The sequence below is a fragment of the Streptomyces sp. NPDC005962 genome, assembly GCF_040629205.1.
Lineage (GTDB): Bacteria > Actinomycetota > Actinomycetes > Streptomycetales > Streptomycetaceae > Streptomyces.
Genome location: NZ_JBEXVE010000018.1, coordinates 1 through 14703, shown reverse-complemented (window position 1 = coordinate 14703; position 14703 = coordinate 1). Strand labels below are relative to the sequence as shown.

Annotated in this window: 14 protein-coding genes and 2 pseudogenes; 9 read left to right on the top strand and 7 right to left on the bottom strand. The window is 70.0% G+C overall.

Annotated features, from left to right (window positions below):
- The first annotated feature begins 54 nt into the window (after positions 1-54).
- The 5 genes and pseudogenes from ABZ370_RS26800 to ABZ370_RS26780 all read left to right on the top strand — a co-directional run bounded on the left by ABZ370_RS26800 (position 55) and on the right by ABZ370_RS26780 (position 5961).
- Positions 55-1290, top strand: a complete 1236-nt coding sequence (locus tag ABZ370_RS26800) for a peptide synthetase (RefSeq protein ID WP_358625593.1) — start codon at positions 55-57, stop codon at positions 1288-1290.
- 133 nt (positions 1291-1423) lie between these two features.
- Complete coding sequence (locus ABZ370_RS26795; protein ID WP_358625591.1) at positions 1424-2251, top strand: MerR family transcriptional regulator; 828 nt, start codon at positions 1424-1426, stop codon at positions 2249-2251.
- A gap of 522 nt (positions 2252-2773) precedes the next feature.
- Positions 2774-3213, top strand: a pseudogene (locus tag ABZ370_RS26790) (hypothetical protein); the annotation flags it as partial.
- A 44-nt stretch (positions 3214-3257) separates the two neighbouring features.
- Positions 3258-3935: a DUF3159 domain-containing protein gene (locus tag ABZ370_RS26785; RefSeq protein ID WP_358625865.1), complete on the top strand. Its 678-nt coding sequence runs from the start codon at positions 3258-3260 to the stop codon at positions 3933-3935.
- A gap of 361 nt (positions 3936-4296) precedes the next feature.
- On the top strand, positions 4297-5961 hold the full coding sequence (locus tag ABZ370_RS26780; RefSeq protein WP_358625864.1) for an MFS transporter: 1665 nt from the start codon (positions 4297-4299) through the stop codon (positions 5959-5961).
- On the opposite strand, the pseudogene ABZ370_RS26775 reads toward ABZ370_RS26780, so the two are convergent.
- The 6 genes and pseudogenes from ABZ370_RS26775 to ABZ370_RS26750 form a co-directional block, all read right to left on the bottom strand.
- Positions 5915-6187 (bottom strand): annotated as a pseudogene (locus tag ABZ370_RS26775) (NADP-dependent oxidoreductase); the annotation flags it as partial. The gene ABZ370_RS26780 and the pseudogene ABZ370_RS26775 overlap by 47 nt on opposite strands.
- A 58-nt stretch (positions 6188-6245) precedes the next feature.
- Entirely contained in the window at positions 6246-6593 is a 348-nt protein-coding gene (locus tag ABZ370_RS26770) for a leucine zipper domain-containing protein (protein ID WP_358625589.1), read from the bottom strand.
- A 134-nt stretch (positions 6594-6727) separates the two neighbouring features.
- Entirely contained in the window at positions 6728-7900 is a 1173-nt protein-coding gene (locus ABZ370_RS26765; protein WP_358625587.1) for an ABC transporter permease, read from the bottom strand.
- A gap of 11 nt (positions 7901-7911) precedes the next feature.
- Positions 7912-8625, bottom strand: coding sequence for an ABC transporter ATP-binding protein (locus ABZ370_RS26760; protein WP_358625585.1), 714 nt, complete (start codon positions 8623-8625; stop codon positions 7912-7914).
- Positions 8622-9839: a peptidoglycan-binding protein gene (locus tag ABZ370_RS26755; protein ID WP_358625583.1), complete on the bottom strand. Its 1218-nt coding sequence runs from the start codon at positions 9837-9839 to the stop codon at positions 8622-8624. The genes ABZ370_RS26760 and ABZ370_RS26755 overlap by 4 nt, the downstream gene beginning before the upstream one ends.
- Before the next feature lie 14 nt (positions 9840-9853).
- Positions 9854-10369, bottom strand: a complete 516-nt coding sequence (locus tag ABZ370_RS26750) for a hypothetical protein (RefSeq protein WP_358625581.1) — start codon at positions 10367-10369, stop codon at positions 9854-9856.
- Positions 10370-10499: 130 nt separating this feature from the next.
- Between ABZ370_RS26750 and ABZ370_RS26745 the strand changes: the two genes are divergently transcribed.
- The 3 genes from ABZ370_RS26745 (at position 10500) to ABZ370_RS26735 (ending at position 13504) form a co-directional block, all read left to right on the top strand.
- Positions 10500-11156: a response regulator transcription factor gene (locus ABZ370_RS26745; RefSeq protein ID WP_358625579.1), complete on the top strand. Its 657-nt coding sequence runs from the start codon at positions 10500-10502 to the stop codon at positions 11154-11156.
- A complete protein-coding gene (locus ABZ370_RS26740; RefSeq protein ID WP_358625577.1) occupies positions 11153-12349 on the top strand; it encodes an ATP-binding protein in 1197 nt (398 codons plus the stop codon). Before ABZ370_RS26745 ends, ABZ370_RS26740 begins: the two co-directional genes overlap by 4 nt.
- A gap of 531 nt (positions 12350-12880) precedes the next feature.
- On the top strand, positions 12881-13504 hold the full coding sequence (locus tag ABZ370_RS26735; protein ID WP_358625575.1) for a helix-turn-helix domain-containing protein: 624 nt from the start codon (positions 12881-12883) through the stop codon (positions 13502-13504).
- 331 nt (positions 13505-13835) lie between these two features.
- Here the strand turns inward: ABZ370_RS26735 and ABZ370_RS26730 are convergent, their stop codons facing one another.
- A complete protein-coding gene (locus tag ABZ370_RS26730; protein WP_044570451.1) occupies positions 13836-14090 on the bottom strand; it encodes a hypothetical protein in 255 nt (84 codons plus the stop codon).
- A gap of 287 nt (positions 14091-14377) precedes the next feature.
- Between ABZ370_RS26730 and ABZ370_RS26725 the strand changes: the two genes are divergently transcribed.
- Positions 14378-14515: a hypothetical protein gene (locus tag ABZ370_RS26725; protein ID WP_358625573.1), complete on the top strand. Its 138-nt coding sequence runs from the start codon at positions 14378-14380 to the stop codon at positions 14513-14515.
- The last annotated feature ends 188 nt before the right edge of the window (positions 14516-14703 follow it).

The window sequence follows — 14703 nt, the reverse complement described above, 5'->3', positions numbered from 1 at the left end:
ACGACTCCGGGCCGGACGACCTCCAGGACGAGAAGGGACAACACGAGGATGACCATGAGCCGAGGTCACGTCGTTCGAACGCTGGGCGCGTGCGAGCGAACCATCGACTTCTACATGCACCGCAACCCGCTCCAGTTCTCCCTGGTCGCCGAGGTGGATCGGCACGTATCGGCGACCACGCTGGCGTCGGCGCTGGCGGCGCTGCAGGATCGACATCCGTTGCTCGGGGTCGCGGTTGATCACGGCGCGCCCGAGGCCGTGTTCCGGGTTTCCGAAGGCGCGATCCCCATTGAGGTAGCCGCCCACGGCACTCCGTGGCAATCCGTCGTCGCCGTCGAACAGACGCGGCCGATACCCCCGACGCCAGGGCCCCTGGCACGGGCCACGCTCATCCCACGGGAGTCGGGGTGCGCCGTCGTGCTCACGTTCGCCCACCAGATCGCCGATGGCGTCGGCGGCCTGCGGGCCCTGCTGGACCTGGTGGCGGCCCTGGACGGTGAGGAGCTGCCGCCGGGCACCGTCCCACAAGCGCAGGAGGAACTCCTCGCCCACGTCAGCGGGGCGGCGGACACCGGCGACGCGACGACCAGCGCGCCCGCGGAGGAGGACGCGCGCATGAACGCCGTCGGCGAGCTCACGCCTTTCTCCGGGCGCACCCCGCACGTCGACGCTCTCGCCCTGGATCAGGGACTGACCACGCGGCTTGTCCGCCGGTGTCGTCTTGAGCGCACTTCCGTGCATGCCGCGCTCTGCGCCGCCGCCACGGTGGTACTCCACCGACGAGGGCGCGAGTTCGTGCGGGTCCTGAGCCCGGTGGACCTGCGCCGTGCGGTCGATCTGCCCGACGAAGTGGTGGTCCGGTTCGCGGGCGCCCGGACGGGGAGCGACGCGCACGACGCGCACGACTTCTGGACGCTTGCTCGTCACTCCCGCGCCTCGCTCTCCCGTCAGCGCACACCGAACGCGCTCAAGGCCGGTTCCGCGGCTCTCGCGGAACACGCCCCATCGAGCGGCGACGACGCCGAGGCGATGATGTCCGCCGCCACCGCGGCCGACATCCAGATCACCAACCTCGGGGTCGCGCACCCGAGTCGGCGGAGCGGGAACGCGCTCACCGCGCTGTGGGGCCCGGCGCAGATCACCCAGTTGCGAGGCGAACACGTTCTGGGTGTCGTCACCGTCGGCGGGCGGCTCCGGATGACGGAGCTGACTCACACCCCCGTCGCCGGACTCGTCCCGGAGATGGGCGCCGTACTGGCCGAAGCCTGCGCCGAGCCACCTCGCGCATGAGTGTGTCCACCCGCTCGGCTTCCGCGCGCTGATCACGCCCGCTGACACTCCCTTCACGGCGGCTCAAGCGCGACACCCTCCCCGTCGGCGTGGCCGCGTCGACGGAGCCGCTTTCGAAACACGGGAACGATCAATGGCCTGGAGCACCCGCGAGATCGCCGAGATCGCAGGCACGACCCTGCGGGCGGTACGCCATTACCACGAGGTCGGTCTGCTCGAGGAGCCAGAGCGACGCGCCAACGGCTACAAGCAGTACGGCGTCGCTCACCTCATCCGGGTGCTGCGCATCAAACGCCTGACCGACCTCGGGTTCTCCCTGTCCCAGATCGCCGCAATGGGCGACTCCGACGACCAACCCGAGGAAGCCCTGCTCGCTCTCGACACCGAACTCGCCGCCACCATCGAACGACTCCGACAGGCTCGCATCGAACTCGGCCTCATCCTGCGCCAAGCCGCGACGACCGACCTGCCTTCCGAGTTCGCCCCGGCCGCCGCAGAAGCGCAACTGTCCGACGTCGACCGCTCATTCATCGTCGTCATGACCCGAATCCTCGGCCCACAGGGTTTGCGGGCCTACTCCGAGCTGCTGCGAAGCCGTCCCACCTATCCCTTGGCATCGGAGTTCGCCGCCCTGCCCGCCGACGCCGACGAACAGACCCGCCAGGATCTGGCCGAGCGCACTGCCCCTTACGTCCGCGCGCTCCACGCGGAGCACCCCGGGCTGCGGAACGCCCACGCCGACGCCCCGGGCGGCGCGCACTTCGCCGCGCAGACGATCGGCAAGGCTATCGAGGACCTCTACAACCCCGCCCAGCTCGACGTCCTCCGCCGCCTGCAACCGCTTCTCCGCGCAGCACCGGACCCACCCCACCCGGCCCGCGCGGAGGGCATCGATCGGCACGGCGTAGATCCCCTACACATAGCGTTGTGCACATATGCAACGCCTGGTACCCGCGTATGAGATGAGTCAGATGGCCACGGGCCATAGCGGGGAAGCGCAGGAAGCGCGGCAACCACCGTGCCAAGCCGACCAGCCTGGTACGCGTCCCACATCTGTTCAACGTGCTGAGCCGTTGGCCTGGGATTCGGAAGCTGAGCATCAGCCTCCGGTCCGAACCGTAGCCGCGAGAGGCGCCGCGGGCTCATCAGTGCATCACGTACCACCGGCACATGTGCCCTCGCGCGTTTTCGGTGACGCACCAACGTTGTACCCATCGGCTGACAGCGCCGCATGAAGGCGCCCGCGGCCAGGCCCCTGGCTCTGGACTCCCAGGCGCTGTCGCTGCTCCTGCGCAACGACCGCCAGACGGCTACCCGGATGCTGTCGCACGCGAGGCGAGCCACGTCTGCACGAGGTGGGCCGGCCGCTCCCAGTCCCTATCCCTCATCACACCGTGGCCGAAGCCGTGCGCATGGTGGTAGTCGGCCCCCACAGGTACGCCAGGCAGCGTACTTCCTCGGCCAGACTCAGCGCGTCGAACTCGCCCGCGCGATGAGGGACACCCCCGAGGGTCTGATCAGCATCAACGCCGTCAATACCAGCCCCCTGCGTCTGCGCGCCTTCACCCCAGCCGTCCACGGCTTCCTCGACACCGTCCGCGAGGGGTATCCGACCACACCGCTGGCTGGTCATCTCCCCTCCGCTGCTCGGTCCAGGAGGCCCCCGGCTTTCTCGCCCCCGACCTCGACGGCGGGACCCTGCGTGTCAAGGCCGCGGGTGATCCGGCTGAGCGCGCCGCCGGGCGCCTGCCCCTCACCGTCGTCCGCGGCACACTCGCGCGGGCCGTCGGACATCGGGCGTCCGACGACCCGCACCTGCACGACGGGCGACTCGCTGACCAGGGACCTCACCGAGATGTGACTCAGCTCACGGCGCGCGAGGTGGCTTCCTGCGTCACTTACCGCCAGAATGACATTCAGTGACACACGGACCCGCCCCCCAGACGAACCCGGAAGAGCTGATCACCATGCAGACCACCAGGCCCCAGGAGCCGGCGACCGACGTGCAGACGGCAGGCCAACGGAAGAAGAAGTCGGCGCTCGAGCAGGCGGGCGGCACCAAGGGAGTCATCTTCTCGGCGCTGCCGGCCGTGGTGTTCGTCATCGCCAACAACGTCGGCGGACTCAAGGTGGGCATCCTCGCCGCCCTCCTCGTCGCCTTGGGCATCGCGGTGGAGCGGCTGACGCACAAGGAGTCGCTCCAGCCCGCGCTCGGCGGCGTGTTCGGCGTGGCGATCGCCGCCGGCATCTCCTGGTACACGGGATCCGCCAAGGACTTCTTCCTCATCGGCATCTGGGCGAGCCTGGCCGGCGCCGTCGCCTTCGTCCTCTCCGTGGTGCTGCGCTGGCCCCTGGCCGGCCTGATCTGGAACTCGGCGACCGGCAAGGGCACCGTCTGGCGGGCGGACAAGCGCTCGCGGCTCTACTACGACATCGCCACCCTGGTGCTGGCTACCATCTTCGGCGCCCGGTTCGCCGTCCAGCAGTACCTCTACCAGGCCGACAAGGTCGGCTCGCTGGGCTTCGCCAAGATCGCCATGGGCTACCCGCTCCTCGCCGTCGGCTTCCTGGCCGTCGCCTGGGCCGCCCGGGCTTCCGACAAGCGGCTGAAGGCCGTAGGACTGCTGCCCGCCAAGCGCACCTGACGACGGCTTCCACTCCTCGTCCGTGCCGGACGGGCCCCCACGGCCCGTCCGGCCCACGCGTCCGCACCGCGGAGCAGCCACGGCCGATTCCATGCAGGTGAGCAATCGCGTCGGACCTGGGATGAGCGAGCAACGACTCTGCCGGACCCCCTGTTCGCCCTGTTCGCCCTGTTCGCCGGGTGTGGCACAGGCCGGGGTGGCAGGTCGCTCCACCGGCGCCGGATCGGATGCCACCCCGATCCCTCGGCGCATCGCCGTCAGGTAGCGCTCGGTGCCCCATGAGTACGCCATCTGCTGCCCTTGATTGGAAGACTCAGTGACTACCGACGGTTCACCCGCGACGAAGCCGGAAGCGACGACGATGCCGCCCCGGCAGGTACTTCAGGCGGTTTCCGGACTGGTGGCCGGTTTGTTCGTCGCCATCCTCGCCGGAACCGTGGTGGCCAACGCACTGCCCCGGATCACCGCCGAGCTGGGGGCGAGCCAATCCTCGTACACCTGGGTGATCATCGCGGAGCTGCTGGCCATGACGGCCACCGTTCCCTTGTGGGGCAAGCTGTCCGACCTCTACAGCAAGAAGCTGCTCCTCCAGATATCGCTGGGCCTGTTCGTGGTCGGCTCGCTCGTGGCCGGGTTCTCCCAAGGTGTCGGCATGCTGATCTTCAGCCGGGTGGTGCAGGGCCTGGGGGCAGGCGGACTCACGGCACTGACGCAGGTCGTGATGGCGGCCGTCATCCCTCCACGGAAGCTGGGCAGGTACTCCGGCGTCTTCGGCGCCGTCTACTCCGGCGCCACCGTGGCCGGCCCGCTGATCGGCGGCCTCCTGGTGGACACCTCCTGGCTCGGCTGGCGGTGGTGCTTCTTCATCGGCGTGCCCTTCGCTCTCCTTGCCATCGCGCTGCTGCAGCGCACACTGCACCTTCCGCACGTCCGCCGCGATGTGAAGATCGACTGGCTCGGTGCCTTCCTGATCGTCGCCGGTGTCAGCGCGCTGCTCATCTGGGTCTCGATGGCGGGCAGCACGTTCGACTGGTTCTCCTGGCAGACGGCCGCCCTGGTCGGTGGCGGCACGCTGCTGCTGGCGGCGGCCGTCCGGGTCGAGTCCCGGGCCGCCGAGCCGATCATCCCGCTGAGCATCTTCCGTAACCGCACCGTGGCGCTGACCAGCCTGGCCTCCCTGCTGGCCGGTGTCGGCCTCTTCGGCGGCACCGTCTTCCTCTCGCAGTTCTTCCAGGTGGCCATGGGCAAGTCGCCCACGACCGCCGGTCTGATGAGCCTGCCGCTGATCCTGGGATCGCTCACCGCCTCCACGTTCGCCGGACACCGGATCAGCGCGACCGGCAGGTGGAAGCGGTACCTCGTGGCCGGCACCGTCCTCATGACCGCCGGCCTCGCCCTGCTGTCCACCATCGGATCCCACACGCCCTTCGTTCTGCTGAGCGTCTACATGGCCGTCCTGGGGACCGGCGTCGGCATGCTGATGCAGAACCTGGTCCTCGCCGCGCAGAACGACGTGCCCGCCGACACTCTGGGCAGCGCCACCTCCGTCCTGTCCTTCTCGCGCAGCATGGGCGGGACCGTGGGCACCAGCGTCCTCGGGGCGGTCCTCGCCCACCGCGTCGCCACCGAACTGTCCGCCGGCCGAGCGGCGGGAGGTGACACGCCGGGAGGTGGAGCCGGGCACGGTGTCCCCGACGTGATGACCCTGCCCGCCCCCTTGCGTGCGCTCGTGGAGAACGCCTACGGCATCGCCACCGCCGAACTCTTCCTCTGGGCCACCCCGTTCGCCCTGCTGGCGCTGATCGCCGTCCTGTTCATCGAGGAGAAGCCGCTCAAGACGACCACCAGCACGGAGCGACTCGCCGAGGAGAGCGCCATCGCCACCGGCTGCCGCGCCCTCCCGGCCCCCGCCGACACACCCCGTGCCGACGTCGCCGAGGGGTCGACCAGGGGCAGTGGAGGGTGCCCAGGCACCACCCGCTTGCTTGGTCGGCGACCGTCGCGACGCGCGTCGGGTCGCCCGTGATCGCGACGAGGTCGACCAGCGAGCCGGAGCCGCAGTGTCGAGTGTCGGGTCGACGCAGTGCGGAGCGAGAGCGGTGAGGCACTGTGCGAGGCCGGGGCCGTAGGTGGTGGGAACGGCGCCGAGAGAGGTGGGGAGTGGTTGCGTTCACTGTCCCTATCACGGTGGCACCTTGTGCTACAGCGATCTCGACTGCCGCGCTCCCCACGCCTCCCGCGACGCCCTCGACGCCCTCGACGCCCTCGACGAGAAGGGTGCGCCCCGCAGGTCGAGGTCGCGCAGTCCGTTTAGGCCGCGACACACGAGGATGCGGTGGCCGGCGCCACGGTGACGACGTGCAGCCGCTCAAGTTCTGCGGCGAGCCGGGCAGGCCCGTACTTGATCTGCCGCCGCAGCGCTTCCACCAGGTCGGCGATGCCCTCGCTGGTGCGCGTAGGGCTGGCAGACGGTCGGGAGGAGTGGTCGAGCAGGCCGTCCTCGCCGTGTGTCCGCCATCGGGCATACCACTTCGCCAGGCAGCGACGCGAGATCCCGGCTTCCGCCGCGATGTGCGCGATGGGGCGTCCAGCGTCGACGCGTAGCCACAACCGGAGACGCCCTTCCGGGGTGAGGGGCGCGTTCGCGTGCACAATCATGACCCCACCGCGTGCCGCAGCTCATGCTGCGGCACGCGGGCCTCCGTTCGTATCGAGCAGGATCATCGAGCAGCTCCGAATGGGACGGGCACGACGCGATCGGGCATCCAGACCTTGGACGTGCCCGCCTGGGATCAGGCCCCGGACAGCGCCTCCGTCGGGGGCAGCCGGGACGCCCGTACGGCGGGGTACAGGCCGGCCAGGGCCCCGATGGCAAGGGTGGCGAGCAGGCCGCCCGCCATCGCCCAGACCGGGACGACTGCCGGCCAGCCCTGCCCGACGGCGTACGCCGTGGTGACGCCCACCCCGATGACGACTCCGGCGATCCCGCCGAGTCCTGCCAACAACTGGGATTCCGCGAGGAATTGGGTGCGGATGTCGCCTCGCCGTGCGCCGAGGGCGCGGCGCAGGCCGATCTCGGCGCGCCGTTCCAGGACGGAGATGACCATGGTGTTGGCCACGCCGACCCCGCCGACAAGGAGCGCAACGCCGCCGAGGCCGAGCATCAGGCCCGTAAAGGCTTTGTCGGTGGCGCCCTTGGCGGCGAGGGCGTCCGAGGGGCGGCTGATGGTCACTTCGGTGGGAGCCTCGGGGTTGACGGTGGCGGCGAGGACGTCACGTACGGACGTGACCGCGCTGTCTGCGGTGCGGACGTAGATTGTCGTGGGGTGTCCGTCGAAGCCCAGGTACCGCTTGGCGGCGTCCCAGCCGACGAGCGCGCTGTCGTTCAGCTCGGGTGCCAGGAGCGCCTCGTCGAGGATGCCGACCACGCTGAACCACTGACCGCCGAGCCAGACCCGGATGTCCGGGCCGACTTCCCCGATACCCAGGCGGTCGGCGGCGCCGCTGCCGAGTACGACGGCCGGGTACTTGGCGGTGGCGGCGTTGAGCCAGTTGCCGCGGGCGAGAGAGCCGCCGACGGTGTCCAGGAGGTCGAGGCGGGCGGCCTTGACGTTGATGCTGCCGGTCTCGGCGGCCGGGATGTGGTCGTTGCGATAGACGTACGCCGTCACCTTGCCGGTGCCGGTTGCGGACTCGACCGGGGCGATCCGGCCCGCCATGTCGATGGAACGCTCGGGGAGTTTGGCCTCGCCGCCGGTGAAGGTTCGGCCGGGGGACGCGGTGAGGAGGTTGGTGCCCAGGCGGTCGAGAGTGCGCTGCAGTTCGGCGTGGCTGGAGGTGGAGATGCCCACCACGCCGATCATCGCCGCGATGCCGATGGCGATGCCGAGCGCGGAGAGGAAGACCCGCAGCGGGCGGGCGCGCAGCCCGGAGGCGCCGACGCGTACGACGTCGCGGGTGCTCATGCGGGAGACCTTCAGCACGCGGACACCGCCTGAACGTCGCCCTGGGCGTTCTGGGCGGAGTCGTGCACGATGCGCCCGTCGCGAACGTGGACCTGGCGGGGCAGCGAGGCCGCGATCTCCCGGTCATGGGTGATGATCACGACGGTGGTGCCGTCGGCGTTCAGGGCGCGCAGCAGGTTCATCACGGTGGTGCCGGAGTGGGAGTCCAGGGCGCCGGTCGGCTCGTCCGCGAGGAGCAGGCCCGGCCCGCCGACCAGGGCGCGGGCGATCGCGACGCGCTGCTTCTCCCCGCCGGACAGCTCGTGCGGCCGGTGGTACACCCGGTGGCCCAGGCCGACCCGCTCCAGGGCGGTGCGGGCCGCGCGGCGGCGTTCCGCGAGCGGGATGCCCGCGTACAGCAGGCCCTCGGCGACGTTGTCGAGGGCCCATACGCCCGCGGTGAGGTGGAAGTGCTGGAAGATGAAGCCGATGCTGAGCGCGCGCAGCGCGGACAGCTCCCGGTCGCCCAGGCCGGCGATGTCGTGGCCGTCGACGGTGACGGTGCCGCTGCTGGGCCGGTCCAGGCTGCCGATCATGTTGAGCAGGGTCGACTTGCCCGACCCGGAGGGCCCGACGATGGCGACCAGCTCGCCGCGGCGGATGTCGAGCGAGACGCCGTCGAGGGCGGTGACGCCGCCGGCGTACGAGCGGGTGATGTGGTCGAGGCGTATGACGTTGTGGTTCATCGCGGCACCCCGACCTTGTCGCCCGCCTTCAGGCTGGCGCCGGTGATCTCGACCCGGCCGTTCGCGAACATGCCGGTCTCCACCGCGACCGTGCTGCTGACGGAGCTTTTGACGACCTGGACGCCGTAGCCGCCCTCCGACAGCGCGAGGAGCGCGGAGATGGGCACGGTCAGCACGTTCTTCTTCTCCGCGGAGGTGATCTCCACATCGACGGGCGCGCCGTCGTAGCTGCCGAGCTTGCCCCTGTCCTTCTTGTCGATCTGGACGGTGACCTTGATGACGGTCTTGCCGTCGCCTTCTCCCGGAGCGCCGTCCCCGCCTTCAGTGCTGGCGACCTTGCCGACGGAGGTGATGGTCCCGGCCGCGTGTGCACCGTCGGGCAGGACGACGGTGACCTTGTCGCCACGGCGGACGAGTTTCTGCTTCTTCGCGTCGAGGTCGATGGCGACAAGCTGGCTGGTGCCGGTGTACGTCAGCACGGGTGAGCCGGGCTGGAGTTTCTGGCCCTTCTTCACCTCCTGGCCGGTGACGCGTATCTCACCGTCGGCAACGACCAGGTCCGCGGGCTTGACCGTGCCCGTCTGTGGCACTCCGAGGTGCTTCTGCCAGCGCTTGACGGCCGCCGCGGTCTGGTCGGAGTACTCCTCGTCGGCGGTGAAGCCGGTGTAGCCGAGGGCGGCCAGGGCCCGTTCCACCTCGGCGACGTCGGGGCCTTTCGTGCCGGCGCGCAGTTCGCGGTAGAGAGGTGTGTCGCCGTAGATGAGGGGGATGGGCCGCCCGTCGGCCTTGAGCGCGTTCTGGCCCTGCTTGATGGTGGCACCGAGCTTCGGCAGCCAGGTCACGGTGCCCGACGCGCCGCTGGTCAGGGGCTGCTTGTCGCCGTAGCCGAGGCTGCCGGTGACGGTGTCCTGCTGGGCGAGGTCGGAGCGGGTCACCAGTGCGGTCGCCGGCGGCAGACCGCTGCCCTTTTCGGACTTCTCGCCGTTGCCGCCGCCGAAGCCGTACGCCGCCACGCCGGCCCCGCTGAGGACGACCGCGAGGGCGATCAGTGCGGCGGTGGTGCGGGCGCGGCGGCGACGCGGTGGGGCGTACTGCGGGCCGTCTGGTGACCTGCCCGCCGAGGCCCCTGACGGATCCTTTGCCAGGTCCGTTTGAGGGGGAAACTGGTGCGTCCGGGTCGTCTCATCGTCGGTGGATTCGGGTGTGCGCGTCATGTCGGTCTCGCCCGTCACCGCTGGGCTGCGGGGTTGACGGCCTTGCACTTCTCGGCGGCCGCCTGCAGCTTGTCCATGTTGCTCGCGTCCTGGTCGAGCGGTATGCCGCCTGTCTCCGGGTCGGGATCCGGGGCGTTATAGCCGTTGGCCCGCAGGCACTTGACGTATTTGCGCGCCTGCTCAAGCTGCTTTGCGTCAGGTTTCGGTGCCTTCTGCATGTCCTGCGCGGTGGGCGCGAACTGCTTGCACGCCGCGAGCGCGGCCTGCACCTCCTCGGGCGACGCGGTCTGCTTGGGCGCGTCCTCGCCGGCCTTCCCGCTCCCCGGCGCCACACCCCGCTCGGCCAGGCAGGCGTTGTACTTCTTGGTCTTCTCCGCGGGCGTGAGCTGCTGCCCGCCCCCCTTCTTGTCGCCGCCGGCCGACGCGACGTCGTCGTTCCCGCCGGTGCCGCCCCCGCAGGCGGCCAGGCTCAGGCTCAGCAGCGGTATGGCTGCCAGCAGCCCCCAGTTGGTGCGCGAAATGGTACGCATGCGCTCGGCAGTCCCTTCTATGCCGGGTCTCTCCCGGCATCGGGGACCAGTAGAGGCGGGGCCCGGTATCCCCTCCGTAACCGCAGGCGGTTACGTCCTGGTTATCCCGGCCTCTGGCACTCTGGGGATCATGAGAGTGCTGATCGCCGAGGACGAGCGGATGCTGGCCGACGCCGTCGCCGAGGGGCTGCGTGAGGAGGCGTTCGCCGTCGACGTCGTGCACGACGGGGATTCCGCTCTGGAACGCCTTACCGTGAACGACTACGACGTGCTCCTCCTGGACCGCGATCTGCCCGTCGTACACGGCGACGAGGTGTGCCGGGCCGTCGTCGAATCCGGCGGCCGCACCCGCATCCTCATGGTCACCGCCGCCTCCGATGTGCCCTCCCGCATCGAGGGCCTCGCCATCGGAGCCGACGACTACCTCACCAAACCCTTCGCCTTCGAGGAGCTCGTCGCCCGCGTCCACGCCCTGGCCCGCCGCGCCCAGCCCGCGGGCCCGCCCACCTACGAACGGGCCGGCCTGCGCGTGGAGACGGCCCGCCGCGAGGTCTACCGCGACGGCCACTACGTATCCCTCGCACGCAAGGAATTCGCCGTCCTGCTGGAACTACTGCGGGCGGACGGCGCGGTCGTCTCGGCCGAGGAACTCCTGGAGCGGGCCTGGGACGAGCACATCGATCCGTTCACCAACGTCGTCCGCGTGACCGTGATGAAACTGCGCAAGAAACTCGGGCCGCCGCCGGTCATCCAGACCGTCCCGGGCTCGGGGTACCAGATCCCATGAGGCTCACCTCGCGGCTGCCGCGTCTCCCCATCCGCGTCCGGCTCACGCTCCTGTACGGCGCCCTGTTCACGGCCTGCGGCGTGATCCTGCTCGGCGTGACCTATCTGCTGCTCGACGCGGGACTGACCGACCGGTTCGACGGCGTGGCCCTGCAGATCACCAAGGAGGGCGGGATCGCCCCGGTACCCGAAGCGTCCACCCACAACCTCCCGTCGGAACCCGCCGCCGGACTGGCCGGCAGTCCCGAGCTACGCGAACTCCAGGACCGCTACCGGGCCGCGACCCTGCAGTCTCTGCTCCGCCAAGGCGCCCTCGCCCTGGGCGTGCTCACCGTCGTCGCCACGCTGTTCGGCTACCTGATGGCCGGCCGCGTGCTGCGTCCCCTCAACCGCATCTCCCAGACCGCGCGCCGCATCACCTCCCGCGGCGACCTCAGTGAGCGGCTGGCCTTCACCGGCCCCCGCGACGAGGTCACCGAGCTCGCCGACACCTTCGACTCGATGATGGGGCGCCTGGAGAAGTCCTTCCAGGACCAGCAGCGCTTCATCGCGGACGCCTCCCACGAACTGCGCACGCCCCTCGCCATCAACCGGACCCTCATCGAGGTGGCCCTGCGCCGCAAGACCGCAACCGAAGACACCAAACGCCTCGGCACCTCACTACTCGCCGTCAACGAACGCAACGAAAGACTGATCAACGGCCTCCTCGCGCTGGCCAAGGGCGAGACAGAGGTCGCCAACCGGACACCCGTCGACCTCGCCGAACTCGCCCGTCACACCGCCGAGTTGCACCAGTCACAGGCAGCCGAAGCAGGTATCGGCCTCCGGCTCGACACCAGGCCCGCCGCCACCTCGGGCAACGCCGTGATGCTGGAGCGCATCATCCACAACCTGCTCGAGAACGCCATCCGCTACAACGAACCGAACGGCTGGGTCCGCCTCACCACCCGCACCACCCCGCACGGCGCCGCAACCCTCACGGTCGAGAACACCGGCCCCGTGGTCGCCCGCCAGGACATCGAGGCGCTGTTCCAGCCCTTCCGCCGCCTGGGAGCGGACCGCATCGACTCCGAGCGGGGCTCGGGCCTCGGCCTGGCGATCGTACGAGCCATCGCGCGCTCCCACGACGGCGATGTGACCGCGGCCCCCCGGGAACGCGGCGGGCTCATGGTCACCACCACCCTCCCACGGTGAGAGGCCCCTGCGCGAAGGGCTCTTCCTCCGGTGCCTCGGGTGCACCCCCGACGAGCTCAAGTGCTTTGCACTGCGCCGGAGTCGGGTGCGCCGGGAGGTACAGGTACCAGACACCACGCCATCAACCTCATGAGATGGCACACCCTAGGGTTCGCTCTCGGTCGTCAGGACGGCCGACGATGAGGGAGCGCCCCGCGGGCCTTGGTAGTCCGTACGGCCATGCCGACGAGGGAGAGCGCCCCGGGGCCGGGTGACGCCCACGTCGTGGTCGGTCCCGTACTACCCACCCGCGGGCTTCCCGGCGACGGGCCGGTCGGACGGCAGGCCGGCCCGCAGCTTCGCGGCCCCCGTGGTGTGGACCCCGCCCCCGCCATGGACACCGGAGCCGTCGAGCAAGACCCGTCGTGAGGACCAGCTCCGTCGTATTCACTGGCTGGTCATTGGCGTCACTAAATGCCATCCTTTCACCTGCAGTCGGGAGCAAGGAGTAAGGGGATGGCCGGTACGGCACCGACCAAGGGACGTGGCGGCATGAGTGATCAGCGGCGCCACCGCCTGCGTCTGGATGTCTCACGGGAAGCATCCCGGCTCTTCTGGGCGCAGGGCGTCGACGCGACCAGCGGAGACCAGATCGCCGAGGCCGTGGGCCTGTCGACGCGCACCATCTGGCGCCACTTCCGCAGCAAGGAGAGCTGCGCCGAGCCCATCGTGATGCGGGGCGTGGAGTGGGAGATGGCCACGCTGCGCAGCTGGCCTCCGCAGCTCTCGCTGGAGGTGCACTTCGCCGCGGAGAGCAACAAGTTCGGTCGTGAGGCCAGTGACGTGGAGCGGATGGACACCGAGCTCGCGATCAAGATGATCCGGCTGGCCGACACGGAGCCGGCCATCCGTACGGCCTGGCTGATGGCATGCGACCAAGTAGAGCGCGAGATGGCCGAGATCATCGCGGGGCGACTCGGACTTCCGGCCGAGGACCTCGACATACGCGTGCACGCCGCTGCGGCCTCGGCCGCGCTGCGGGTCCTCAATGAGCACATCGGCGCCGCCATCCTGGAGGGCACCGATCCCCGGGACTTCGCCGACGCGCCCGCCCGGATCGCACGAGCGGTACGCACGGCCACCGGTGGAGCCGTGGGAGATCCCGTCACCACCTGAGCGACCACGACACGCCGCGGACGGTACGACGGGTCGGGATACCTGCCCTGGCAGCAGGAGCCCTGACGACGGCGCTACGCCCTGTCCGGTGACTCGACGACGCGAGCCGGTCTCGCCGGTCCTTTTGGAGGACCGGCGAGACCGGCTCGTGGTACTGGTACCGCTCGGTGACGAGGATCAGCGCTGCTCGCCGGCCGGGGCACCTCCCACCCACGGGCCTGCGGCCCAAGCGGCAGTAGATGGACCGGGGCGGTTGGTGAGACATCGGGAAGCCGGGCCGCCCCGGCGCAGCGCGCCAGGGCGGCCGACTGTTCTGCGCCTTGGGAAGTGGTCAGCGCACCCAGACGGTGTACTCGGCGCGACCACCCGGACCGTCGCACCACACCTCGTCATACCCGTTGTGCTGGGCGTTCGACAGCTCCTCAGCCTCGCACTGCCCCTTCGAGTCATACGTCATACCACCAGCCACGTGCCAGCCGCTGCCGGGCGGGGGGCTGGCGACAGCACTGGTGGCGGTCAGCGGGATTGCGATCGCTGCGGCACCGACGACGAGGCCGGCGGTGATGCGGGAACGCCACGACTTCATGAATTCTCCTTCTGCGCGCTGCACTGTTCATCAGGTAGGGCACCCGGGATCCGGTGCGTGGTGCCTCTGCGGCTTGCAACGCGCCTTGATCGGCATGCTGCCCCCGCGCCCGAGTGACACTAACTGCCATCATGGCACTTAGTGACGTCACTGGCTACCCCTGGAGGAGTGATCTGAGTCATAGCAGCCGCAGCGGGTGCGGCCTTCGACCCGGGCGTAGGCGCGGTGGCGGATCTCCAGATGCTGCATGGAGCCTTCGCCGTAGGGGTGTCGGTGAGGAATACCTGATGGCGCACGCCCTCGTCGAGGCCGAACAGGGAGAGCTGAACCTCGGGGTGCAGTCGCCCGCGGCGGACGACGATCCGGGTGCCGTCGGGATATCCGGTCAGGTCACCCATGCCGGTCAGCTCGGCGACCTCGGCTGAACCGCGCAGGGTGCCGTCCTGTTCCAGGGCCGGGTGCCAGACCCGCCGGGGCAGGGCCCGGATCGCGCGGCGGACTGGTTCGGTGACGGGATGCCCTAGTACTGCAACGGTGCTTGTTCTGATTGCTGGGCAGTTTTCAGGGGCTGTGGCCACGCCGTTTGTAGTGACTGAGGCGAGCTTGGTGTTGG